Annotated in this window: 33 protein-coding genes; all 33 read left to right on the top strand. The window is 55.0% G+C overall.

The genetic code is table 11. The features are described 5' to 3' along the window. Window positions 1–206: 206 nt before the first annotated feature. Window positions 207–578, top strand: coding sequence for a 30S ribosomal protein S12 (rpsL, locus tag PFLQ2_RS03535; RefSeq protein WP_003186084.1), 372 nt, complete (start codon window positions 207–209; stop codon window positions 576–578). A 102-nt stretch (window positions 579–680) separates the two neighbouring features. After that, window positions 681–1,151, top strand: coding sequence for a 30S ribosomal protein S7 (rpsG, locus tag PFLQ2_RS03540; protein WP_003186074.1), 471 nt, complete (start codon window positions 681–683; stop codon window positions 1,149–1,151). Window positions 1,152–1,181: 30 nt separating this feature from the next. Then, window positions 1,182–3,287: an elongation factor G gene (gene fusA / locus PFLQ2_RS03545; protein ID WP_003186073.1), complete on the top strand. Its 2,106-nt coding sequence runs from the start codon at window positions 1,182–1,184 to the stop codon at window positions 3,285–3,287. A 30-nt stretch (window positions 3,288–3,317) separates the two neighbouring features. Continuing rightward, window positions 3,318–4,511: an elongation factor Tu gene (gene tuf, locus PFLQ2_RS03550; RefSeq protein ID WP_003186071.1), complete on the top strand. Its 1,194-nt coding sequence runs from the start codon at window positions 3,318–3,320 to the stop codon at window positions 4,509–4,511. A 156-nt stretch (window positions 4,512–4,667) separates the two neighbouring features. Next, a complete protein-coding gene (gene rpsJ / locus PFLQ2_RS03555; protein ID WP_003186070.1) occupies window positions 4,668–4,979 on the top strand; it encodes a 30S ribosomal protein S10 in 312 nt (103 codons plus the stop codon). 80 nt (window positions 4,980–5,059) lie between these two features. Then, window positions 5,060–5,695, top strand: a complete 636-nt coding sequence (gene rplC, locus PFLQ2_RS03560; RefSeq protein ID WP_003186059.1) for a 50S ribosomal protein L3 — start codon at window positions 5,060–5,062, stop codon at window positions 5,693–5,695. A gap of 12 nt (window positions 5,696–5,707) precedes the next feature. Next, window positions 5,708–6,310, top strand: coding sequence for a 50S ribosomal protein L4 (gene rplD / locus PFLQ2_RS03565; protein ID WP_003186057.1), 603 nt, complete (start codon window positions 5,708–5,710; stop codon window positions 6,308–6,310). Next, window positions 6,307–6,606 carry a 50S ribosomal protein L23 gene (gene rplW / locus PFLQ2_RS03570; protein WP_002555488.1) on the top strand — a complete coding sequence of 100 codons (300 nt, stop codon included), beginning with the start codon at window positions 6,307–6,309 and terminating at the stop codon, window positions 6,604–6,606. The genes rplD and rplW overlap by 4 nt, the downstream gene beginning before the upstream one ends. A 14-nt stretch (window positions 6,607–6,620) precedes the next feature. Beyond that, window positions 6,621–7,445 carry a 50S ribosomal protein L2 gene (gene rplB, locus PFLQ2_RS03575; protein WP_003186055.1) on the top strand — a complete coding sequence of 275 codons (825 nt, stop codon included), beginning with the start codon at window positions 6,621–6,623 and terminating at the stop codon, window positions 7,443–7,445. A gap of 16 nt (window positions 7,446–7,461) precedes the next feature. Then, window positions 7,462–7,737, top strand: a complete 276-nt coding sequence (gene rpsS, locus PFLQ2_RS03580; protein ID WP_002555486.1) for a 30S ribosomal protein S19 — start codon at window positions 7,462–7,464, stop codon at window positions 7,735–7,737. Window positions 7,738–7,748: 11 nt separating this feature from the next. Beyond that, window positions 7,749–8,081: a 50S ribosomal protein L22 gene (gene rplV, locus PFLQ2_RS03585; RefSeq protein ID WP_003186054.1), complete on the top strand. Its 333-nt coding sequence runs from the start codon at window positions 7,749–7,751 to the stop codon at window positions 8,079–8,081. A gap of 13 nt (window positions 8,082–8,094) precedes the next feature. Beyond that, complete coding sequence (gene rpsC / locus PFLQ2_RS03590) at window positions 8,095–8,781, top strand: 30S ribosomal protein S3 (RefSeq protein ID WP_003176422.1); 687 nt, start codon at window positions 8,095–8,097, stop codon at window positions 8,779–8,781. A gap of 12 nt (window positions 8,782–8,793) precedes the next feature. Further along, window positions 8,794–9,207: a 50S ribosomal protein L16 gene (rplP, locus tag PFLQ2_RS03595; protein ID WP_003186052.1), complete on the top strand. Its 414-nt coding sequence runs from the start codon at window positions 8,794–8,796 to the stop codon at window positions 9,205–9,207. After that, window positions 9,207–9,398, top strand: a complete 192-nt coding sequence (rpmC, locus tag PFLQ2_RS03600) for a 50S ribosomal protein L29 (protein ID WP_002555481.1) — start codon at window positions 9,207–9,209, stop codon at window positions 9,396–9,398. The genes rplP and rpmC overlap by 1 nt, the downstream gene beginning before the upstream one ends. Window positions 9,399–9,400: 2 nt before the next feature. After that, window positions 9,401–9,667 carry a 30S ribosomal protein S17 gene (gene rpsQ / locus PFLQ2_RS03605; RefSeq protein WP_003176419.1) on the top strand — a complete coding sequence of 89 codons (267 nt, stop codon included), beginning with the start codon at window positions 9,401–9,403 and terminating at the stop codon, window positions 9,665–9,667. Between the two features lie 23 nt (window positions 9,668–9,690). Next, window positions 9,691–10,059: a 50S ribosomal protein L14 gene (rplN, locus tag PFLQ2_RS03610; protein WP_002555479.1), complete on the top strand. Its 369-nt coding sequence runs from the start codon at window positions 9,691–9,693 to the stop codon at window positions 10,057–10,059. A gap of 11 nt (window positions 10,060–10,070) precedes the next feature. Then, window positions 10,071–10,385 carry a 50S ribosomal protein L24 gene (gene rplX, locus PFLQ2_RS03615; RefSeq protein ID WP_003186046.1) on the top strand — a complete coding sequence of 105 codons (315 nt, stop codon included), beginning with the start codon at window positions 10,071–10,073 and terminating at the stop codon, window positions 10,383–10,385. 20 nt (window positions 10,386–10,405) lie between these two features. Beyond that, window positions 10,406–10,945, top strand: coding sequence for a 50S ribosomal protein L5 (rplE, locus tag PFLQ2_RS03620; protein WP_003186044.1), 540 nt, complete (start codon window positions 10,406–10,408; stop codon window positions 10,943–10,945). 13 nt (window positions 10,946–10,958) lie between these two features. Then, window positions 10,959–11,264, top strand: a complete 306-nt coding sequence (gene rpsN / locus PFLQ2_RS03625) for a 30S ribosomal protein S14 (RefSeq protein ID WP_003186042.1) — start codon at window positions 10,959–10,961, stop codon at window positions 11,262–11,264. Between the two features lie 210 nt (window positions 11,265–11,474). After that, window positions 11,475–11,867 carry a 30S ribosomal protein S8 gene (gene rpsH, locus PFLQ2_RS03630; RefSeq protein WP_003186040.1) on the top strand — a complete coding sequence of 131 codons (393 nt, stop codon included), beginning with the start codon at window positions 11,475–11,477 and terminating at the stop codon, window positions 11,865–11,867. Between the two features lie 12 nt (window positions 11,868–11,879). Continuing rightward, entirely contained in the window at window positions 11,880–12,413 is a 534-nt protein-coding gene (rplF, locus tag PFLQ2_RS03635; protein ID WP_003186039.1) for a 50S ribosomal protein L6, read from the top strand. A 10-nt stretch (window positions 12,414–12,423) separates the two neighbouring features. Then, a complete protein-coding gene (rplR, locus tag PFLQ2_RS03640) occupies window positions 12,424–12,774 on the top strand; it encodes a 50S ribosomal protein L18 (protein ID WP_003186037.1) in 351 nt (116 codons plus the stop codon). A gap of 3 nt (window positions 12,775–12,777) precedes the next feature. After that, complete coding sequence (gene rpsE, locus PFLQ2_RS03645) at window positions 12,778–13,278, top strand: 30S ribosomal protein S5 (protein WP_003186035.1); 501 nt, start codon at window positions 12,778–12,780, stop codon at window positions 13,276–13,278. A 2-nt stretch (window positions 13,279–13,280) separates the two neighbouring features. Continuing rightward, complete coding sequence (rpmD, locus tag PFLQ2_RS03650) at window positions 13,281–13,457, top strand: 50S ribosomal protein L30 (protein WP_003186033.1); 177 nt, start codon at window positions 13,281–13,283, stop codon at window positions 13,455–13,457. Between the two features lie 3 nt (window positions 13,458–13,460). Then, a complete protein-coding gene (gene rplO / locus PFLQ2_RS03655) occupies window positions 13,461–13,898 on the top strand; it encodes a 50S ribosomal protein L15 (protein ID WP_003186032.1) in 438 nt (145 codons plus the stop codon). Next, complete coding sequence (gene secY / locus PFLQ2_RS03660; protein WP_003186029.1) at window positions 13,899–15,227, top strand: preprotein translocase subunit SecY; 1,329 nt, start codon at window positions 13,899–13,901, stop codon at window positions 15,225–15,227. A gap of 30 nt (window positions 15,228–15,257) precedes the next feature. Beyond that, the gene (gene rpmJ, locus PFLQ2_RS29135) at window positions 15,258–15,374 is read left to right on the top strand and encodes a 50S ribosomal protein L36 (protein ID WP_002555468.1); all 117 of its coding nucleotides are present in this window, start codon (window positions 15,258–15,260) and stop codon (window positions 15,372–15,374) included. 130 nt (window positions 15,375–15,504) lie between these two features. Continuing rightward, entirely contained in the window at window positions 15,505–15,861 is a 357-nt protein-coding gene (gene rpsM / locus PFLQ2_RS03665) for a 30S ribosomal protein S13 (protein WP_003186020.1), read from the top strand. 30 nt (window positions 15,862–15,891) lie between these two features. Next, window positions 15,892–16,281, top strand: a complete 390-nt coding sequence (gene rpsK, locus PFLQ2_RS03670; protein WP_002555466.1) for a 30S ribosomal protein S11 — start codon at window positions 15,892–15,894, stop codon at window positions 16,279–16,281. Between the two features lie 18 nt (window positions 16,282–16,299). Continuing rightward, window positions 16,300–16,920: a 30S ribosomal protein S4 gene (gene rpsD, locus PFLQ2_RS03675; protein ID WP_003176404.1), complete on the top strand. Its 621-nt coding sequence runs from the start codon at window positions 16,300–16,302 to the stop codon at window positions 16,918–16,920. Between the two features lie 22 nt (window positions 16,921–16,942). Continuing rightward, the gene (locus PFLQ2_RS03680) at window positions 16,943–17,944 is read left to right on the top strand and encodes a DNA-directed RNA polymerase subunit alpha (RefSeq protein WP_003186012.1); all 1,002 of its coding nucleotides are present in this window, start codon (window positions 16,943–16,945) and stop codon (window positions 17,942–17,944) included. Window positions 17,945–17,986: 42 nt separating this feature from the next. Further along, entirely contained in the window at window positions 17,987–18,373 is a 387-nt protein-coding gene (gene rplQ / locus PFLQ2_RS03685) for a 50S ribosomal protein L17 (RefSeq protein WP_003186009.1), read from the top strand. 224 nt (window positions 18,374–18,597) lie between these two features. Beyond that, window positions 18,598–20,046 (top strand): catalase, encoded by a 1,449-nt coding sequence (locus tag PFLQ2_RS03690; protein WP_003186007.1) that lies wholly within the window; start codon window positions 18,598–18,600, stop codon window positions 20,044–20,046. Window positions 20,047–20,121 lie beyond the last annotated feature (75 nt).

The raw sequence follows: 20,121 nt of genomic DNA, 5'->3' as shown, positions 1-20,121 counted from the left end.
AGATAAGTGCCTGGCCCTGGTCACTCCGTCCGGCGGATCGAGACAAATTGTCGAGATACGGCGGGCGGGGAGGTCGGGGCCTTGCCTTGACTGGGGACAAGATCCTCTTTAGACTCTTGATCCCCTAAATTTGGCGGGAATTCGTTCCTGCCATTTTGCTTTTCTTGTAAGACAATAGCGTCGCAAGACAACAGTGGAGCTAGTAGATGGCAACTATCAACCAGCTGGTACGTCAGCCGCGTAAGCGTATCGTCGAGAAATCCGACGTGCCTGCGCTGCAGAACTGCCCGCAACGTCGTGGCGTATGCACCCGTGTGTATACCACCACGCCGAAAAAACCTAACTCGGCACTGCGTAAAGTATGCCGTGTGCGTCTGACCAACGGTTTCGAGGTTTCCTCGTACATCGGCGGTGAAGGCCACAACCTGCAAGAGCACAGCGTGGTACTGATCCGCGGCGGTCGTGTAAAAGACTTGCCAGGTGTTCGTTATCACACCGTTCGCGGCTCTTTGGATACTTCCGGCGTTAAAGGTCGTAACCAAGGTCGTTCGAAGTACGGTACCAAGCGTCCGAAATAATCGGCCGTTTAGCAGATTTTAATTTTATTGAGTCGATAAGAGTAAGGTCGGGCACGCATTTGCTGTCCCGGGCTAACCTGAAGACCGTTTGAGGGCTTATCAATGCCAAGACGTCGCGTAGCAGCCAAACGTGAGATTCTGGACGATCCGAAATACGGAAGCCAGATTCTCGCCAAGTTCATGAACCACGTAATGGAAAGCGGCAAGAAAGCCGTTGCCGAGCGTATCGTTTATGGCGCACTGGACAAAGTTAAGGAACGCAAGAACAGCGATCCCCTGGAAATCTTCGAGAAAGCTCTCGACGCCATCGCTCCGCTGGTCGAAGTGAAGTCGCGCCGTGTAGGCGGTGCTACTTACCAGGTTCCGGTCGAAGTTCGTCCGTCCCGTCGTAACGCCCTGGCAATGCGCTGGTTGGTAGACTTCGCCCGCAAGCGCGGCGAGAAGTCCATGGCTCTGCGTTTGGCTGGCGAACTGTTGGACGCTGCTGAAGGTAAAGGTGCTGCAGTTAAGAAGCGTGAAGACGTGCACCGTATGGCTGAAGCCAACAAGGCTTTCTCGCACTACCGCTTCTAATTTTAGCGTCACTCAATTTGCGAGGGCTTTATGGCTCGTACTACACCGATTAACCGCTACCGTAACATCGGTATCGTTGCTCACGTGGATGCTGGTAAAACCACCACCACTGAGCGCGTCCTTTTTTACACCGGCAAAAGTCACAAGATGGGCGAGGTGCATGATGGCGCCGCGACCACCGACTGGATGGTGCAGGAGCAGGAGCGTGGTATCACCATTACTTCCGCTGCCATTACCGCCTTCTGGAAGGGTTCTGAGAAGCAGTACAAGGATGAGCACCGCTTCAACGTCATCGATACCCCAGGTCACGTGGACTTCACCATTGAAGTAGAGCGTTCCCTGCGCGTACTCGACGGCGCGGTCGTTGTGTTCTGCGGCACCTCGGGTGTTGAGCCTCAGTCGGAAACCGTATGGCGTCAGGCCAACAAATACGGTGTTCCACGTCTTGTTTACGTAAACAAGATGGACCGTGCTGGTGCCAACTTCCTGCGCGTGATCGGTCAGATCAAGCAGCGTCTGGGTCACACTCCGGTGCCAATCCAGTTGGCCATCGGTTCCGAAGACAACTTCCAGGGTCAGATCGATCTGATCAACATGCAAGCTGTCTACTGGAACGATGCCGACAAGGGCATGGTCCCTGTTCGCAAGGACATTCCTGCTGAGTTGCTGGAAGAAGCCGAAAAATGGCGCGGTAACATGGTTGAAGCAGCAGCTGAAGCCAACGAAGAGCTGATGAACAAGTATCTCGAGGGTGAAGAACTCACCAACGAGGAAATCAAGGCCGCTCTGCGTCAGCGTACTATCGCTGGCGAAATCGTTCTGGCTGTTTGCGGTTCTTCCTTCAAGAACAAGGGTGTTCCCCTGGTTCTCGACGCCGTTATCGACTTCCTGCCTGCGCCAACCGACATTCCGGCCATCAAGGGTACCGACCCGGATGACGAGAGCGTCGAGCTGGAGCGTCATGCAGACGACAACGAGCCGTTCTCGGCTCTGGCGTTCAAGATCGCTACCGACCCATTCGTGGGTACCTTGACCTTTGTCCGTGTTTATTCGGGCGTGTTGAACTCCGGCGACGGTGTTATCAACTCGGTAAAAGGCAAGAAAGAGCGCGTGGGTCGTATGGTGCAAATGCACGCAAACGCCCGCGAAGAGATCAAGGAAGTACGCGCTGGTGACATCGCGGCCTTGATCGGCATGAAGGACGTCACCACGGGTGAGACTTTGTGCAACGGCGACAAGCCGATCATCCTGGTTCGCATGGACTTCCCGGAGCCGGTTATTTCGGTTGCCGTTGAGCCAAAGACCAAGGATGACCAGGAAAAAATGGGTATCGCTCTGGGCAAGCTTGCTCAGGAAGATCCATCTTTCCGCGTCAAGACTGATGAAGAGACTGGTCAGACGATCATCTCCGGCATGGGCGAATTGCACCTGGACATCCTGGTTGACCGGATGCGCCGTGAGTTCAACGTCGAAGCCAACATCGGTAAGCCTCAGGTTTCCTATCGTGAGCGCATCACGAAGAGCTGTGAAATCGAAGGTAAGTTCGTTCGTCAATCCGGCGGTCGTGGCCAGTTCGGTCACTGCTGGATCCGTTTTGCACCGGCTGACGAAGGTCAGGAAGGTCTGCAATTCGTGAACGAGGTCGTGGGTGGTGTGGTTCCGAAGGAATACATCCCGGCGATCCAGAAGGGTATCGAAGAGCAGATGAAGAACGGCGTTGTTGCCGGTTATCCGCTGATCGGCCTGAAGGCTACTGTGTTCGATGGTTCTTACCACGACGTCGACTCCAACGAGATGGCGTTCAAGGTGGCTGCTTCCATGGCGACCAAGCAACTGGCCCAGAAGGGCGGTGGTGAGTTGCTGGAGCCGATCATGGCAGTAGAAGTCGTTACGCCTGAAGACTACATGGGTGATGTCATGGGCGACCTTAACCGTCGTCGTGGCATGATTCTGGGTATGGAAGATACGGTTTCCGGCAAGGTCATTCGTGCCGAGGTTCCGTTGGGTGAAATGTTCGGTTACGCAACCGACGTTCGTTCCATGTCTCAGGGTCGCGCGAGCTACTCTATGGAATTCAAAAAATACAATACAGCTCCGTCGCATATCGTCGAAACTGTTACCAAAAAACAAGGCTGATTCAGTCCTTTAGGCAAGGAGTTAATTGTCGTGGCTAAAGAAAAATTTGATCGTTCCCTACCGCACGTCAACGTTGGCACCATTGGTCACGTTGACCACGGTAAAACCACTCTGACCGCTGCTCTGACTCGCGTCTGCTCCGAAGTTTTCGGTTCGGCCGTTGTTGCTTTCGACAAAATCGACAGCGCTCCGGAAGAAAAGGCTCGTGGTATCACCATCAACACCGCGCACGTTGAGTACAACTCTTCGATTCGTCACTACGCTCACGTTGACTGCCCAGGTCACGCTGACTATGTGAAGAACATGATCACTGGTGCTGCCCAGATGGACGGCGCTATCCTGGTTTGCTCGGCTGCCGATGGTCCGATGCCTCAGACCCGTGAACACATCCTGCTGTCCCGTCAGGTAGGCGTTCCGTACATCGTTGTCTTCCTGAACAAGGCTGACATGGTTGACGACGCTGAGCTGCTGGAACTGGTTGAGATGGAAGTGCGCGATCTGCTGAGCACTTACGACTTCCCAGGTGACGACACTCCGATCATCATCGGTTCGGCTCTGATGGCCCTGAACGGCCAAGACGACAACGAAATGGGTACCACCGCTGTCAAGCGTCTGGTAGAAACTCTGGACAGCTACATCCCAGAGCCAGTTCGTGTTATCGACAAGCCATTCCTGATGCCAATCGAAGACGTATTCTCGATCTCGGGTCGCGGTACTGTTGTAACCGGTCGTATCGAGCGCGGTATCGTCAAGGTTCAGGATCCACTGGAAATCGTTGGTCTGCGTGACACTACCGTCACCACCTGCACCGGTGTTGAAATGTTCCGTAAGCTGCTCGACGAAGGTCGTGCTGGCGAGAACTGCGGCGTCCTGCTGCGTGGTACCAAGCGTGACGACGTTGAGCGTGGCCAGGTTCTGGTCAAGCCAGGTTCGGTTAAGCCGCACACCAAGTTCGAAGCTGAAGTGTACGTCCTGAGCAAAGAAGAAGGCGGTCGTCACACTCCGTTCTTCAAAGGCTACCGTCCACAGTTCTACTTCCGGACCACTGACGTGACCGGTAACTGCGAGCTGCCGGAAGGCGTTGAAATGGTAATGCCAGGCGACAACATCAAAATGGTTGTCACCCTGATCAAGACCATCGCAATGGAAGACGGTCTGCGTTTCGCTATCCGTGAAGGCGGTCGTACCGTCGGCGCTGGCGTCGTAGCCAAAATCATCGAGTAAGCTCTTTTTGAGTAAGCTTTGATGAATTGAAAGAGCCCCCGCCTAGCGGGGGCTTTTTTATTGGGTTGACACCTATCAGGGGCGTCTATAGAATTGCGCCTCCTTTTAACGGGCGTATTGCGCCCGGTGGGAATAGCAGCCGGAGTCTGAAATCCAATGCAAAATCAGCAAATCCGTATCAGGTTGAAGGCTTTTGACCATCGCCTGATCGACCAATCCACCCAGGAAATCGTGGAAACCGCGAAACGTACTGGTGCTCAAGTGCGTGGTCCAATTCCACTGCCTACCCGTAAAGAGCGGTTCACCGTTCTGGTCTCCCCGCACGTCAACAAAGACGCGCGTGACCAGTACGAGATCCGTACTCATAAGCGCGTTCTGGACATCGTCCAGCCAACGGATAAAACCGTTGATGCACTTATGAAGCTTGATCTTGCGGCCGGTGTGGAAGTGCAGATCAGCCTCGGCTAAGACTCGGTCTTAGTCGTGTAACGCTCTGAAATGGGCGGCCATAGCGGGTGAAAGCCCCGTACACTCATGAGGTTTACAACATGACTATTGGTGTAGTCGGTCGTAAATGCGGTATGACCCGTATTTTCACCGAAGAAGGTGTCTCCATTCCGGTCACGGTCATTGAGATCGAGCCGAATCGCGTCACCCAGTTCAAAACTGAAGAGACCGATGGCTATCGTGCAGTGCAAGTCACTGTCGGCGAGCGTCGTGCTTCGCGTGTAACAGCTGCTCAGGCTGGCCACTTCGCCAAGGCGAACGTTGCCGCTGGTCGTACCGTAATGGAATTCCGTCTTGAAGAAGGCGAGTACCAGGCCGGCGATCTGATCAACGCTGAAATCTTCGCTGCTGGTCAACTGGTTGATGTAACCGGTCAGTCCAAAGGTAAAGGCTTCCAGGGTACGATCAAGCGTTGGAACTTCCGCGGGCAAGATAACACCCACGGTAACTCCGTATCCCACCGCGTTCCAGGCTCTATCGGCCAGTGCCAGACTCCTGGTCGTGTATTCAAGGGCAAAAAAATGTCCGGTCATATGGGCGCCGAGCGCGTGACCGTGCAGTCCCTCGAAGTAGTGCGCGTGGACGCTGAACGCAATCTGTTGTTGGTCAAGGGCGCTGTTCCTGGCGCTACTGGCGGCAACTTGGTTGTACGTCCAGCAGCCAAGGCTCGCGGTTAAGGGGAAGCTGACATGCAATTAAATGTAAATGACGCTCAAGCGATCGAAGTTTCCGAACTGACATTTGGCGGCGAATTCAACGAGACGCTGGTTCACCAAGCAGTCGTGGCCTACATGGCCGGCGGCCGTCAAGGTAGCAAGCAGCAAAAGACCCGTTCCGACGTTTCCGGTGGCGGCAAGCGCCCATGGCGTCAGAAAGGTACTGGCCGTGCTCGTGCCGGTACTATCCGTAGCCCAATCTGGCGTGGCGGCGGTACCACTTTCGCAGCTCGTCCTCAGGATCACTCCCAGAAGCTGAACAAGAAGATGTATCGCGCAGCAATGCGTTCCATCCTTGCTGAGCTGGTGCGTACTGATCGTCTGGTCGTGGTTCAGGACTTCGCTGTTGAAGCACCGAAAACCAAAGATCTGCTGAACAAGCTGAACGGCATGGGCCTGACTGACGTCCTGATCGTGTCTGACGCTGTTGATCAGAACCTGTACCTGGCTGCTCGTAACCTGCCACACGTTGATGTGCGTGACGTGCAAGGTTCCGATCCGGTCAGTCTGATCGCATACGACAAGGTGTTGATCACCGTGTCGGCCGTGAAGAAATTCGAGGAGCTGCTGGGATGAACCAGGAACGCGTATTTAAAGTTCTGCTTGGCCCGCACGTTTCCGAGAAGGCTACGGTTCTGGCAGACAAGAAAGGCCAGTTCGTTTTCAAGGTTGCGACTGACGCAACCAAGCTGGAAATCAAGAAGGCCGTCGAAAGCCTGTTCAGCGTGAAAGTAGAGCGCGTGACTACCCTGAACGTTCTGGGTAAAAGCAAGCGCACTGCTCGCGGTCTGGGCAAGCGTAATGACTGGAAGAAGGCAGTTATCTCCCTTCAGCCAGGCCAAGATCTCGATTTCAGCAGCAGTGCTGAGTAAGGAAGGGGTGCATCATGGCAATCGTTAAATGCAAACCGACTTCCCCTGGCCGCCGTTTTGTGGTCAAGGTGGTCAACCAGGAGCTGCATAAAGGCGCTCCTCACGCACCGCTGCTCGAGAAAAAATCGAAGTCTGGTGGTCGTAACAACAATGGCCGTATTACCACTCGTCACATCGGTGGTGGTCATAAGCAGCATTATCGTCTGGTCGACTTCCGTCGCAACGACAAGGATGGCATCGCTGCCACCGTCGAGCGTATCGAATACGATCCAAACCGTACTGCTCACATCGCTCTGCTGCTGTACGCAGATGGCGAGCGTCGCTACATCATCGCCCCTAAAGGCGTGAGCGCTGGCGACCAGCTGATCGCAGGTGCTTTGGCACCGATCAAGCCGGGCAACGCTCTGCAACTGCGCAACATTCCAGTTGGTAGCACCGTACACGGCATCGAATTGAAGCCAGGTAAAGGCGCGCAAATCGCTCGTTCCGCTGGTGCTTCGGCTCAGCTGATCGCTCGTGAAGGTGTCTACGTGACCCTGCGTCTGCGTTCTGGTGAGATGCGTAAAGTCCTGGCTGAATGCCGTGCGACCCTGGGTGAAGTCTCGAACTCCGAGCACAGCCTGCGTTCGTTGGGTAAAGCTGGTGCCAAGCGCTGGCGTGGCGTTCGCCCAACCGTTCGTGGTGTTGCCATGAACCCGGTTGACCACCCACATGGTGGTGGTGAAGGTCGTACCTCTGGTGGTCGTCATCCGGTATCGCCATGGGGCTTCCCGACTAAGGGCGCGAAGACTCGTGGTAATAAGCGTACCGACAAAATGATCGTCCGTCGTCGCAAGTAAATAGAGGGATACGACAGTGCCACGTTCTCTGAAAAAAGGTCCTTTTATTGATCTTCACCTACTGAAGAAGATCGAAGTGGCGGCGGAAAAGAACGATCGCAAACCAGTTAAGACCTGGTCGCGTCGTTCGATGATCCTGCCACAAATGGTCGGTTTGACCATCGCAGTACACAACGGTCGCCAGCACGTCCCAGTTCTCGTGAACGAAGACATGGTCGGCCACAAACTGGGCGAGTTCGCCGGTACCCGCACATACCGTGGGCACGTGGCTGACAAGAAAGCCAAGCGTTAAGGGGTAAGGAAATGGAAGTAGCCGCTAAGTTGTCGGGCGCTCGAATCTCCGCCCAGAAAGCCCGCTTGGTCGCCGACCAGATCCGCGGGAAGAAGGTGGGCGAAGCGCTCAACCTGTTGGCTTTCAGCAGTAAGAAAGCCGCCGAGATCATGAAGAAATTGCTGGAGTCGGCCGTAGCCAACGCCGAGCATAACGAAGGCGCAGACGTTGATGACCTGAAGGTCAGCACCGTTTTCGTCAACGAAGGGCGTTCGCTGAAGCGCATCATGCCACGTGCCAAAGGCCGTGCTGATCGCATCGTCAAGCGGTCTTGCCATATCACTGTCAAGGTTGCTGACAAGTAACGGAGTCGAAGAGATGGGTCAGAAAGTACATCCCATTGGCATTCGCCTGGGAATCGTCAAGGAGCACACCTCCGTCTGGTACGCAGACGGTCGGACTTATGCGGACTACTTGTTCGCTGATCTGAAGGTGCGTGAGTATCTCCAAGACAAACTAAAAAGCGCGTCCGTAAGCCGTATCGATATCCATCGTCCGGCTCAGACTGCACGTATCACCATCCACACCGCTCGTCCAGGTATCGTTATCGGGAAGAAAGGTGAAGATGTTGAGAAACTGCGTCAGGACCTGACCAAGCAAATGGGTGTGCCTGTGCACATCAATATCGAAGAGATCCGCAAGCCGGAGCTCGACGGTATGCTGGTTGCGCAGAGCGTAGCTCAGCAGCTGGAGCGTCGCGTAATGTTCCGTCGCGCTATGAAGCGCGCTGTACAGAACGCAATGCGCATTGGTGCCAAAGGCATCAAAATCCAAGTGAGCGGTCGTCTCGGCGGTGCTGAAATCGCACGTACTGAATGGTATCGCGAAGGTCGTGTGCCACTGCACACCCTGCGTGCCGACATCGACTATGCCAACTACGAAGCTCACACCACTTACGGTGTGATCGGTGTAAAGGTTTGGATCTTCAAAGGCGAAGTAATTGGTGGTCGCCAAGAAGAACTGAAACCACAAGCACCAGCGCCTCGTAAAAAAGCTGCTAAGTAAGGGGTACGCCAAATGTTGCAACCAAAGCGTACGAAGTTCCGCAAGCAGATGACCGGTCACAACCGTGGCCTGGCATTGCGCGGTAGCAAAGTCAGCTTCGGCGAGTTCGCGCTGAAGTCTGTTGCTCGTGGTCGTCTCACCGCTCGTCAGATCGAATCAGCGCGTCGTGCGCTGACCCGTCACGTAAAACGTGGCGGCAAGATCTGGATCCGTGTATTCCCGGACAAGCCTGTCACCAAGAAGCCACTCGAAGTTCGGATGGGTAAAGGTAAGGGTAACGTGGAGTACTGGGTTGCCCAGATTCAGCCAGGTAAAGTCCTGTATGAAATCGAGGGTGTTTCTGAAGAGCTGGCGCGTGAGGCTTTCGCCCTGGCTGCTGCAAAGCTGCCGCTCGCCACCTCCTTTGTTAAACGGACGGTGATGTGATGAAAGCGAATGAACTTCGTGAAAAATCAGCACAGCAGCTGAACGAGCAACTGCTCGGCCTGCTGCGCGACCAGTTCAATCTGCGTATGCAGAAAGCAACTGGCCAGTTGGGGCAGTCTCATCTGCTCTCGCAAGTTAAGCGTGACATCGCTCGCGTGAAAACTGTGCTCAACCAGCAGGCAGGTAAGTAATCATGGCTGAAGCCGAAAAAACTGTCCGTACGCTGACTGGCCGTGTTGTCAGCGACAAGATGGACAAAACCATCACCGTTCTGATCGAGCGTCGCGTTAAGCACCCGATCTACGGTAAATACGTTAAGCGTTCGACTAAGCTGCACGCGCACGACGAAACCAATCAGTGCCACATCGGCGACAAAGTCACTATTCGTGAAACTCGTCCTTTGGCCAAGACCAAGTCTTGGGCGCTGGTTGATGTTCTCGAACGCGCTGTGGAAGTCTAAGGACTAGGGGTCGGAGAAATTATATGATTCAGACTCAATCCATGCTCGATGTGGCCGATAACAGCGGCGCTCGCCGCGTTATGTGCATCAAGGTGCTGGGTGGCTCCCATCGTCGTTACGCTGGTATCGGTGACATCATCAAAGTTACCGTCAAGGAAGCAATTCCTCGCGGTAAGGTGAAAAAAGGCCAAGTGATGACTGCTGTCGTAGTCCGCACTCGCCATGGCGTCCGTCGTGCTGACGGCTCCATCATCCGCTTTGATGGCAACGCTGCTGTTCTGTTGAACAACAAGCAAGAGCCGATCGGCACCCGTATCTTTGGGCCAGTGACCCGTGAACTTCGTACTGAGAAGTTCATGAAGATCGTCTCGCTCGCCCCAGAAGTGCTGTAAGGAGATCCGACATGCAAAAGATTCGTCGTGACGACGAGATCATCGTGATCGCCGGCAAAGACAAAGGTAAGCGCGGTAAGGTGCTGAAGGTTCTTGCTGACAACCGTTTGGTTGTAGGCGGTCTGAACCTGGTCAAGCGTCATACCAAGCCTAACCCGATGTCGGGCGTACAGGGCGGTATCGTCGAGAAAGAAGCGCCACTGCACGCTTCCAACGTCGCCATCTTCAACGGCGAAACCAACAAGGCTGACCGCGTTGGTTTCAAAGTAGAAGACGGTAAGAAAATTCGTGTCTTCAAGTCGACCCAAAAAGCGGTTGATGCTTGAACACTGCTAGGTAGAAGACCATGGCACGACTAAAAGAGATTTACCGGAAGGAAATCGCACCGAAACTTAAGGAAGAACTTAAGCTTTCGAACGTGATGGAAGTTCCGCGCGTTACCAAAATCACCCTGAACATGGGTCTGGGCGAAGCGATCGGCGACAAAAAAGTCATCGAGCACGCTGTTGCTGACCTGGAAAAGATCACCGGTCAGAAAGTCGTTGTGACTTACGCTCGGAAATCCATCGCTGGCTTCAAAGTCCGTGAAGGTTGGCCGATCGGCGTCAAAGTGACTCTGCGCCGTGAGCGTATGTATGAATTCCTGGATCGTCTGCTGTCGATCTCCCTGCCTCGGGTTCGCGACTTCCGCGGCCTGAATGCCAAGTCCTTCGATGGTCGTGGCAACTACAGCATGGGCGTGAAAGAGCAGATCATTTTCCCGGAAATCGATTACGACAAGATCGACGCTCTCCGCGGTCTGGACATTACCCTGACCACCACTGCTCGGACGGATGACGAAGGTCGCGCACTGCTGCGCGCTTTCAAATTCCCGTTCCGCAACTGATTGGAGTAGGAAAATGGCCAAGAAGAGCATGAAAAACCGTGAGCTGAAGCGTCAGCTCACCGTTGCCAAGTACGCCACCAAGCGTGCAGCGCTGAAAGCTATCATCGTGGATCTGAACGCAAGTCCAGAAGCGCGTTGGGAAGCTACCGTAGCACTGCAGAAGCAGCCACGTGACGCAAGCGCCTCGCGCATGCGTAACCGCTGCCGCCTGACTGGTCGTCCGCACGGCGTGTACCGCAAGTTCGGCCTCGGCCGTAACATGCTGCGTCAAGCTGCAATGCGTGGTGACGTTCCAGGTCTGGTCAAAGCCAGCTGGTAAGCACGATCTAAGTCTTGGTGCTCGGGGTCGCAAGATCCTGACCACCGGTGACCTAGAACTTGAATCAAGCCCCTCATGGGGCTTGATTCATTTGTGGGGTGTGTCTAGAATACCCGGCTCGCCTGAGCCCGTGCTTTTTTTGCATGGATGCGCTCGGCGACACGTACTAGCCGCAAGGCTAATTTTTTGTGTATTAGGAGCGTCTAGCCCATGAGTATGCAGGACCCGTTAGCGGACATGCTAACTCGTATCCGTAATGCCCAGATGGCTGAAAAGTCCGTCGTAAGCATGCCATCTTCTACTTTGAAGGTAGCTGTTGCCAAAGTCCTGAAGGACGAAGGTTACATTGCGGGTTATCAGATCAGCAGCGAAATCAAGCCTCTGCTGTCCATCGAGCTGAAGTACTTCGAAGGCCGTCCGGTCATCGAGGAAGTGAAGCGCGTTAGCCGTCCAGGCCTGCGTCAGTACAAGTCCGTCGATGATCTGCCAAAAGTTCGTGGCGGTCTCGGTGTGTCTATCGTCTCCACCAACAAAGGTGTGATGACGGATCGTGCTGCGCGCGCTGCCGGTGTCGGCGGCGAAGTTCTTTGCACTGTGTTCTAAGGGGGGATAAGCATGTCACGCGTCGCTAAGAACCCCGTTAAGCTGCCAGCCGGTGTCGAAGTCAAATTCGCAGGCCAACAGCTTTCGGTGAAGGGTGCCAAGGGCACTCTGCAACTGAACATCCATTCGTCCGTTGAGATCGTTGAAGAAGCTGGTGAGCTGCGTTTCGCTGCTCGCAATGGCGATCAACAAACTCGCGCAATGGCTGGTACCACTCGTGCGTTGGTAAACAATATGGTCCAAGGCGTAAGCCAAGGCTTCGAGCGCAAGCTCCAGCTGGTCGGTGTTGGTTACAAAGCGCAAGCAAAAGGCACAGTGCTGAACCTGGCTCTTGGCTTCTCGCACCCAGTGGATTATGAACTGCCGGAAGGCATCACCGCTGAGACTCCTAGCCAGACCGATATCCTGATCAAGGGCATCGACAAGCAGCTGGTAGGTCAAGTGGCCGCCGAGATCCGCGACTTCCGTCCACCAGAGCCGTACAAAGGCAAAGGTGTGCGCTACGCGGACGAAGTCGTCCGTCGTAAAGAAGCCAAGAAGAAGTAGGGCATAGCAAATGACCGACAAAAAAGTTACTCGACTGCGTCGCGCTCGCAAAGCACGCCTGAAAATGCACGAACTCGAAGTCGTGCGTCTCTGCGTGTTCCGCTCGTCGCAGCACATCTACGCCCAGGTCATTTCGGCCGACGGCAACAAAGTCCTGGCAAGTGCCTCGACTTTGGATAAAGAACTGCGTGATGGCGCCACTGGCAACATCGACGCGGCCACTAAGGTTGGCCAGCTGGTCGCTACGCGTGCTAAAGCCGCTGGCGTCTCGCAGGTGGCTTTCGACCGCTCTGGCTTCAAGTATCACGGCCGCGTCAAGGCGCTGGCTGATGCTGCTCGTGAAGCTGGGCTGGAGTTCTAAGTTATGTCAAATAACGACCAAAAGCGCGACGAAGGCTACATCGAGAAGCTGGTTCAAGTTAACCGCGTAGCCAAAACCGTTAAAGGCGGCCGTATCTTCACTTTCACCGCGTTGACCGTGGTTGGTGATGGTAAAGGCCGTGTTGGCTTCGGCCGTGGCAAGTCGCGTGAAGTGCCTGCTGCGATCCAGAAGGCAATGGAAGCTGCTCGCCGCAACATGATCCAGGTTGATCTGAACGGCACTACCCTGCAGTACGCAATGAAGTCTGCCCATGGCGCTTCGAAGGTGTACATGCAGCCTGCTTCTGAAGGTACCGGTATCATCGCTGGCGGCGCTATGCGTGCTGTCCTCGAAGTTGCTGGCGTTCAGAACGTTCTGGCCAAGTGCTACGGCTCGACTAACCCAGTAAACGTGGTTCACGCCACTTTCAAGGGTTTGAAAGCAATGCAGTCTCCTGAATCCATTGCCGCCAAGCGTGGCAAAAGCGTCAAGGAGATCTTCTGATCATGGCTACCGTTAAAGTTACGCTGATCAAAAGCATGACCGGCCGCATCCCTAACCACAAACTGTGCGTTAAGGGTCTGGGTCTGCGTCGCATCGGTCACACTGTAGAAGTCCTGGATACTCCCGAGAATCGCGGGATGATCAACAAGGCTTACTACATGCTGCGTGTCGAGGGTTAATCGATGAAACTCAATGATCTGAGTCCAGCGCCGGGTTCCCGTCGCGAAAAGCATCGTCCGGGCCGTGGTATCGGTAGTGGTTTGGGCAAGACCGGTGGCCGTGGCCACAAAGGTCAGACCTCCCGCTCCGGTGGCACCATTGCTCCAGGCTTTGAAGGCGGTCAACAGCCGCTGCATCGTCGCCTGCCGAAGTTCGGTTTCGTGTCCCTGAAAGCCATGGATCGCGCAGAAGTGCGTCTGTCCGAGTTGGCCAAAGTGGATGGCGACATCGTCACCGTGCAGTCCCTGAAGGATGCCAACGTGATCAACCAGAACGTTCAGCGTGTGAAAATCATGCTGTCGGGCGAAGTTGCTCGTGCTGTCACCATCGGAAAGGGAATCGGCGCCACCAAAGGTGCGCGTGCGGCTATCGAAGCAGCTGGCGGCAAGTTCGAGGAATAAATGGCTAAGCAAGGTGCTCTCTCTGCGCTCGGCAAAGGCGGTATGTCTGAACTCTGGGCTCGTCTGCGTTTTCTGTTCTTGGCGATTATCGTCTACCGAATAGGCGCACACATCCCGGTTCCAGGTATCAACCCGGACCGACTCGCGGACCTGTTTCGACAGAATGAGGGGACCATTCTTAGCTTGTTCAACATGTTTTCCGGCGGCGCGCTGGAGCGGATGAGCATCTTTGCACTGGGGATCATGCCGTACATTTCGGCATCGATCATCATGCAGCTGATGAGCGCCGTCAGCCCGCAGCTGGAGCAGTTGAAGAAGGAAGGTGAAGCTGGCCGTCGCAAGATCAGCCAGTACACCCGCTACGGCACTGTCGTTCTCGCTCTCGTTCAGGCCATTGGCATGTCCATTGGCCTGGCGGGGCAGGGCGTTTCGTTCACTGCTGACTTCAGCTTTCATTTCGTTGCGGTAACCACTTTTGTGGCGGGCGCGATGTTCATGATGTGGCTGGGTGAGCAGATCACTGAGCGTGGTGTTGGCAACGGTATCTCGATGTTGATCTTCGCAGGTATCGTCGCCGGTCTTCCGAGAGCGATCGGGCAGTCTTTCGAGTCTGCGCGTCAGGGTGATATCAACATTTTCGCCCTGGTTGCCATCGGTCTGCTGGCAGTAGCGATTATCGGTTTCGTGGTGTTCATTGAGCGTGGTCAGCGGCGTATCGCTGTTCACTACGCCAAGCGTCAGCAGGGCCGCAAGGTATTTGCTGCGCAGACCAGCCACTTGCCGTTGAAGGTGAACATGGCCGGCGTTATTCCGGCTATTTTCGCGAGCAGCATCCTGCTGTTCCCGGCTTCGTTGGGTGCCTGGTTCGGCCAGTCTGAAGGTATGGGCTGGTTGCAGGACATCTCGCAGTCGATCGCTCCTGGTCAGCCGTTGAATATTCTGCTGTTTAGTGCAGGGATTATTTTCTTCTGCTTCTTCTATACGGCGTTGATGTTCAATCCGAAAGACGTAGCGGAAAACCTGAAGAAGTCCGGTGCCTTTATTCCGGGCATCCGTCCAGGTGAGCAGTCTGCGCGCTACATTGATGGCGTTCTGACTCGCTTGACCATGTTCGGTGCTCTTTACATGACGGCCGTCTGTCTGTTGCCCCAGTTCCTGGTGGTTGCGGCAAACGTACCGTTCTACCTTGGCGGGACCTCGTTGCTGATCGTGGTCGTGGTTGTGATGGACTTCATGTCCCAAGTACAATCGCACCTCGTTTCGCACCAGTACGAATCCCTGATGAAGAAAGCCAACCTGAAGGGCTACGGCAGCGGCATGTTGCGCTGAGTAGCGTCCATAAGGTTCGAGGAGTTGGTGATGAAAGTTCGTGCATCGGTGAAAAAGCTGTGCCGTAACTGCAAGATTATTCGCCGCGAAGGTGTTGTTCGGGTAATTTGCAGCGCGGAACCGCGTCACAAACAGCGCCAAGGCTGAGTGTGATTGTGCTTTAAGCCCGGCAGCTAGTGCGCTGCCGGGTTGATTATTTGTTATTACAGCGATATTATCTCGCGCCCTATTTCTTGGCTTCCGGGGCGTAGGTAGCTGTCAATTGGAGTCCCACTGAATGGCCCGTATTGCAGGCGTCAACATTCCAGATAACAAGCATACTGTTATCTCGCTGACCTACATCTATGGTGTTGGTCGCACTACTGCACAGAAAATTTGTGCAGTGACTGGGGTCAACCCAGCGGCAAAGATCAAAGATCTGAGCGACGAGCAGATTGAACAGCTGCGTGGCGAAGTGGCGAAGTTCACCACTGAAGGTGACCTGCGTCGCGAAATCAACATGAAAATCAAGCGCTTGATGGACCTCGGTTGCTATCGCGGTCTGCGTCATCGTCGTGGTCTTCCAGTGCGCGGTCAGCGTACCAAGACCAACGCGCGTACCCGTAAAGGTCCGCGTAAGCCGATCCGCAAGTAATCGCCCCAGCGAATCGACAGGAATTTAATCATGGCAAAACCTGCTGCTCGTCCTCGTAAAAAAGTTAAAAAGACAGTGGTTGATGGCATCGCCCACATCCATGCTTCTTTTAACAACACCATCGTGACCATTACCGACCGTCAAGGTAACGCTCTTTCCTGGGCTACCTCCGGTGGTTCGGGTTTCCGCGGTTCCCGCAAGTCCACCCCGTTCGCTGCTCAAGTAGCTGCTGAGCGTGCTGGTCAAGCTGCGCTGGAATACGGCCTGAAAAACCTCGACGTCAACGTCAAAGGTCCAGGTCCAGGTCGTGAATCCGCAGTCCGCGCTTTGAACGGCTGTGGCTACAAGATCGCCAGCATCACCGACGTGACGCCAATCCCGCACAACGGGTGCCGTCCGCCGAAGAAGCGCCGCGTGTAATCCAGGAGATTGTAAAGAATGGCTCGTTACATTGGTCCAAAATGCAAACTCGCTCGTCGCGAAGGCACCGATCTTTTTCTGAAGAGCGGCGTGCGCGCGATCGAATCGAAGTGCAACATTGAAGCAGCACCTGGTATCCACGGCCAACGCCGCGGTCGCCAGTCCGACTACGGCACCCAACTGCGTGAAAAGCAGAAGGTCCGTCGTATCTACGGCGTTCTCGAGCGTCAATTCAGCGGCTACTACAAAGAAGCTGCTGGCAAGAAAGGCGCAACTGGCGAAAACCTGTTGCAGCTGCTCGAATGCCGTCTGGACAACGTTGTATACCGTATGGGTTTCGGTTCTACTCGTGCCGAATCCCGTCAGCTGGTATCGCACAAGTCGATCAGCGTTAACGGTCAAACCGTAAACGTTCCGTCCTACCAGGTTCGTGCTGGTGACGTGGTTGCTGTTCGCGAGAAAGCAAAGAACCAACTTCGCATTGTCCAAGCTCTCGATCTGTGTGCCCAACGTGGCCGCGTAGAATGGGTAGAAGTAGACACTGAGAAGAAGTCGGGCGTTTTCAAGAACGTTCCTGCTCGCAGTGATCTGTCCGCCGACATCAACGAAAGCCTGATTGTCGAGCTCTACTCCAAGTAAGGGCTAGAAAATAGGTGCATCCATGCAGATTTCGGTAAATGAGTTCCTGACACCCCGCCATATTGATGTGCAGGTTGTCAGTCCAACCCGCGCCAAGATCACACTCGAGCCTCTCGAGCGTGGTTTCGGCCACACCCTGGGCAACGCGCTGCGCCGCATCTTGTTGTCCTCAATGCCCGGCTGTGCAGTAGTCGAGGCCGAGATTGACGGTGTGCTCCATGAGTACAGCGCCATCGAAGGTGTACAGGAAGACGTAATTGAAATCCTGTTGAACCTTAAAGGCCTGGCTATCAAGCTGCACGGTCGTGACGAAGTTACGCTGACCTTGTCGAAGAAGGGTTCGGGGGTGGTTACCGCTGCCGATATTCAGCTGGATCATGATGTCGAGATCGTTAACCCCGATCACGTAATCGCTAACCTGGCGTCTAACGGCGCCCTGAACATGAAGCTCACCGTAGCTCGTGGTCGTGGTTATGAACCGGCAGACTCGCGTCAGAGCGATGAAGACGAAAGCCGCAGCATCGGTCGCTTGCAGCTTGACTCTTCGTTCAGCCCGGTTCGCCGTATCGCATACGTGGTGGAAAACGCCCGTGTCGAGCAGCGTACCAACCTGGACAAGCTGGTTATTGATCTGGAAACCAACGGTACCCTGGATCCTGAAGAGGCTATCCGCCGCGCTGCAACCATCCTGCAACAGCAGTTGGCTGCGTTCGTCGACCTCAAAGGTGACAGTGAGCCAGTGGTTGTTGAGCAGGAAGACGAGATCGATCCGATCCTGCTTCGCCCGGTTGACGATCTGGAACTGACTGTACGTTCGGCTAACTGCCTTAAGGCGGAAAACATCTACTACATTGGTGACCTGATCCAGCGCACCGAAGTAGAGCTGTTGAAGACTCCGAACCTTGGCAAGAAATCCTTGACTGAAATCAAGGACGTTCTGGCCTCCCGCGGTCTGTCCCTCGGCATGCGCCTCGACAACTGGCCGCCTGCAAGTCTTAAGAAGGACGACAAGGCGACTGCCTGATCGTCGTAATCACCGAACGTTGTGTTTGGTAAGGAATGAACCATGCGTCATCGTAAAAGTGGTCGTCACCTGAGCCGCACCAGCTCGCACCGCAAGGCCATGTTCCAAAACATGGCGGTGTCGCTGTTCGAGCACGAGCTGATCAAAACTACACTGCCGAAAGCCAAAGAACTGCGCCGCGTTGCTGAGCCGCTGATCACTCTGGCCAAGACAGATAGCCTGGCTAACCGCCGTCTGGCTTTCGACCGTACTCGTTCGAAAGCTATCGTTGGTAAGCTCTTCAACGACCTGGGCAAGCGTTACGCTACCCGTGAGGGTGGCTACCTGCGCATCCTCAAGTGCGGTTTCCGTGCTGGCGACAACGCGCCTATGGCGTACGTCGAGTTGGTTGATCGTGCTACCAGCGGTGAAGCTGTATCCGCTGAGTAAGTCGGCAACATACAAAGAACCGGGCCATGTGCCCGGTTTTTTGTGCCCGATAGAAAAGCGGAAAAGGCGTTTCGGCTGGCTCCGCTATGGGCAAGTCCTAAGCGTTAGATAATGACTATCGATGTCCATAATTTAATGAATTTGGATACTGTCACTAACATGGTCAATACTCCTTTCCAGCCGATTAGCCGGCAGTTCGAAGACCCGACCCAGGAAGATTGAGCATGAGCCAGACCAAAACGCTTACGACCGCCAGCGGCGCTCCAGTCGCCGATAACCAGAACTCTCGCTCCGCTGGCCCGCGGGGGCCGCTTTTGCTCGACGATTTTCATCTGATCGAGAAGCTGGCTCACTTCAACCGCGAAAACATTCCTGAACGTCGCGTGCACGCCAAAGGGTCGGGTGCCTACGGCACATTCACCGTAACCCAAGACATTACCCGATTCACCAGTGCCAAGCTGTTCGAGTCGGTCGGCAAGCAGACGCCAACCTTTCTGCGGTTCTCTACCGTGGGTGGCGAGCGTGGTTCTGCAGACACTGAGCGTGATCCGCGCGGTTTCGCCTTGAAGTTCTACACCGAAGAAGGCAACTGGGACATCGTTGGCAACAACACCCCTGTATTCTTCATTCGTGACCCGCTGAAATTTCCGGATTTCATCCACACCCAGAAGCGTCTGCCTCAAAGCAATCTGAAGAGCGCCCAGATGATGTGGGATTTCTGGTCGCACTCGCCCGAGGCGCTGCACCAGATCACCATCCTGTTCTCTGACCGTGGTATTCCTGATGGCTACCGTCATATGCACGGTTTCGGCAGCCATACCTACAGTCTGATCAATGCCCTGGGTGAGCGTCACTGGGTGAAGTGGCACTACAAGACCAAGCAAGGGATCAAGAATCTTGCACCGGCCGAGGCTGCACGGCTGGCGGGTACCGATCCGGATTACGCCCAACGGGATCTGTTCAATGCCATTGAGGGCGGTGACTTTCCGAAATGGAGCGTCTGCATCCAGATCATGACCGAGGCCCAGGCTGCTGCGCATTACGAAAACCCCTTCGACGTAACCAAGACCTGGTCGCAGAAAGAGTTTCCGTTGATCGAAGTGGGCGAGCTCGAGCTCAACCGTAACCCGCTGAACTACTTTGCTGAAGTCGAGCAGGCAGCCTTCGGACCGAGCAATATGGTTCCCGGCGTCGGCCTCTCTCCAGACCGTATGCTACAGGGTCGCGTATTCGCCTACGCCGATGCGCATCGCTACCGTGTTGGCACCAATCACCAGCAGTTGCCGGTGAATGCGCCGCTTAGCCCGGTCAACTCCTACCAGCGTGACGGAGCCATGGCGTTCGGCAGCAATGGTGGCGCTGCGCCGAACTATGAGCCCAACAGTTACGTGGAAGCACCGAAACAGGCTCCACGTTATGCCGAGCCGGCGTTGGCCCTCAGTGGCGCGGCGGATCGTTACGATCATCGCGAAGACACCGATTATTACAGTCACGCCGGTGCGCTCTTCCGTTTGATGAACGATGAGCAGAAGGCGCTGTTGATCAGCAACATTGCCGGTGCGATGGGCGGTGTATCGCCGGATGTCGTCGACCGTCAATTGCAGCACTTCTTCAAGGCAGACGCCGCGTATGGGGAAGGCATTGCAAAGGCGTTGGGCGTACAGCTTAACTAAGTCTAAACGAGAAGCAGAACCGCCCTCATTAGGGCGGTTTTTGCGTTATTTAGGCTGGTTTTCTCTGATTTTCTT

The sequence above is a fragment of the Pseudomonas fluorescens Q2-87 genome (genome assembly GCF_000281895.1).
GTDB classification, from domain to species: Bacteria; Pseudomonadota; Gammaproteobacteria; order Pseudomonadales; family Pseudomonadaceae; genus Aquipseudomonas; species Aquipseudomonas fluorescens_S.
The sequence above is the reverse complement of the archived record's forward strand: the minus strand, read 5'-3'. Positions and strand labels throughout refer to the sequence as shown.

Excerpts from the sequence above, each read along its gene's own strand:
- rplX (WP_003186046.1), top strand. The coding sequence starts at position 10,071 with ATGCAAAAGATTCGTCGTGACGACGAGATCATCGTGATCGCCGGCAAA.
- fusA (WP_003186073.1), top strand. The coding sequence starts at position 1,182 with ATGGCTCGTACTACACCGATTAACCGCTACCGTAACATCGGTATCGTT.
- rpmD (WP_003186033.1), top strand. The coding sequence starts at position 13,281 with ATGGCTACCGTTAAAGTTACGCTGATCAAAAGCATGACCGGCCGCATC.
- rplP (WP_003186052.1), top strand. The coding sequence starts at position 8,794 with ATGTTGCAACCAAAGCGTACGAAGTTCCGCAAGCAGATGACCGGTCAC.
- rpsC (WP_003176422.1), top strand. The coding sequence starts at position 8,095 with ATGGGTCAGAAAGTACATCCCATTGGCATTCGCCTGGGAATCGTCAAG.
- rplB (WP_003186055.1), top strand. The coding sequence starts at position 6,621 with ATGGCAATCGTTAAATGCAAACCGACTTCCCCTGGCCGCCGTTTTGTG.
- rpmJ (WP_002555468.1), top strand. The coding sequence starts at position 15,258 with ATGAAAGTTCGTGCATCGGTGAAAAAGCTGTGCCGTAACTGCAAGATT.
- rplF (WP_003186039.1), top strand. The coding sequence starts at position 11,880 with ATGTCACGCGTCGCTAAGAACCCCGTTAAGCTGCCAGCCGGTGTCGAA.
- rplW (WP_002555488.1), top strand. The coding sequence starts at position 6,307 with ATGAACCAGGAACGCGTATTTAAAGTTCTGCTTGGCCCGCACGTTTCC.
- rplO (WP_003186032.1), top strand. The coding sequence starts at position 13,461 with ATGAAACTCAATGATCTGAGTCCAGCGCCGGGTTCCCGTCGCGAAAAG.
- rplV (WP_003186054.1), top strand. The coding sequence starts at position 7,749 with ATGGAAGTAGCCGCTAAGTTGTCGGGCGCTCGAATCTCCGCCCAGAAA.
- rpsN (WP_003186042.1), top strand. The coding sequence starts at position 10,959 with ATGGCCAAGAAGAGCATGAAAAACCGTGAGCTGAAGCGTCAGCTCACC.
- rpsM (WP_003186020.1), top strand. The coding sequence starts at position 15,505 with ATGGCCCGTATTGCAGGCGTCAACATTCCAGATAACAAGCATACTGTT.
- rpsL (WP_003186084.1), top strand. The coding sequence starts at position 207 with ATGGCAACTATCAACCAGCTGGTACGTCAGCCGCGTAAGCGTATCGTC.
- rpsG (WP_003186074.1), top strand. The coding sequence starts at position 681 with ATGCCAAGACGTCGCGTAGCAGCCAAACGTGAGATTCTGGACGATCCG.
- rpsK (WP_002555466.1), top strand. The coding sequence starts at position 15,892 with ATGGCAAAACCTGCTGCTCGTCCTCGTAAAAAAGTTAAAAAGACAGTG.
- rplQ (WP_003186009.1), top strand. The coding sequence starts at position 17,987 with ATGCGTCATCGTAAAAGTGGTCGTCACCTGAGCCGCACCAGCTCGCAC.
- rpmC (WP_002555481.1), top strand. The coding sequence starts at position 9,207 with ATGAAAGCGAATGAACTTCGTGAAAAATCAGCACAGCAGCTGAACGAG.
- rplD (WP_003186057.1), top strand. The coding sequence starts at position 5,708 with ATGCAATTAAATGTAAATGACGCTCAAGCGATCGAAGTTTCCGAACTG.
- rpsE (WP_003186035.1), top strand. The coding sequence starts at position 12,778 with ATGTCAAATAACGACCAAAAGCGCGACGAAGGCTACATCGAGAAGCTG.
- rpsQ (WP_003176419.1), top strand. The coding sequence starts at position 9,401 with ATGGCTGAAGCCGAAAAAACTGTCCGTACGCTGACTGGCCGTGTTGTC.
- rplE (WP_003186044.1), top strand. The coding sequence starts at position 10,406 with ATGGCACGACTAAAAGAGATTTACCGGAAGGAAATCGCACCGAAACTT.
- rpsJ (WP_003186070.1), top strand. The coding sequence starts at position 4,668 with ATGCAAAATCAGCAAATCCGTATCAGGTTGAAGGCTTTTGACCATCGC.
- rpsD (WP_003176404.1), top strand. The coding sequence starts at position 16,300 with ATGGCTCGTTACATTGGTCCAAAATGCAAACTCGCTCGTCGCGAAGGC.
- rplC (WP_003186059.1), top strand. The coding sequence starts at position 5,060 with ATGACTATTGGTGTAGTCGGTCGTAAATGCGGTATGACCCGTATTTTC.
- rplN (WP_002555479.1), top strand. The coding sequence starts at position 9,691 with ATGATTCAGACTCAATCCATGCTCGATGTGGCCGATAACAGCGGCGCT.
- PFLQ2_RS03690 (WP_003186007.1), top strand. The coding sequence starts at position 18,598 with ATGAGCCAGACCAAAACGCTTACGACCGCCAGCGGCGCTCCAGTCGCC.
- rplR (WP_003186037.1), top strand. The coding sequence starts at position 12,424 with ATGACCGACAAAAAAGTTACTCGACTGCGTCGCGCTCGCAAAGCACGC.
- rpsH (WP_003186040.1), top strand. The coding sequence starts at position 11,475 with ATGAGTATGCAGGACCCGTTAGCGGACATGCTAACTCGTATCCGTAAT.
- secY (WP_003186029.1), top strand. The coding sequence starts at position 13,899 with ATGGCTAAGCAAGGTGCTCTCTCTGCGCTCGGCAAAGGCGGTATGTCT.
- PFLQ2_RS03680 (WP_003186012.1), top strand. The coding sequence starts at position 16,943 with ATGCAGATTTCGGTAAATGAGTTCCTGACACCCCGCCATATTGATGTG.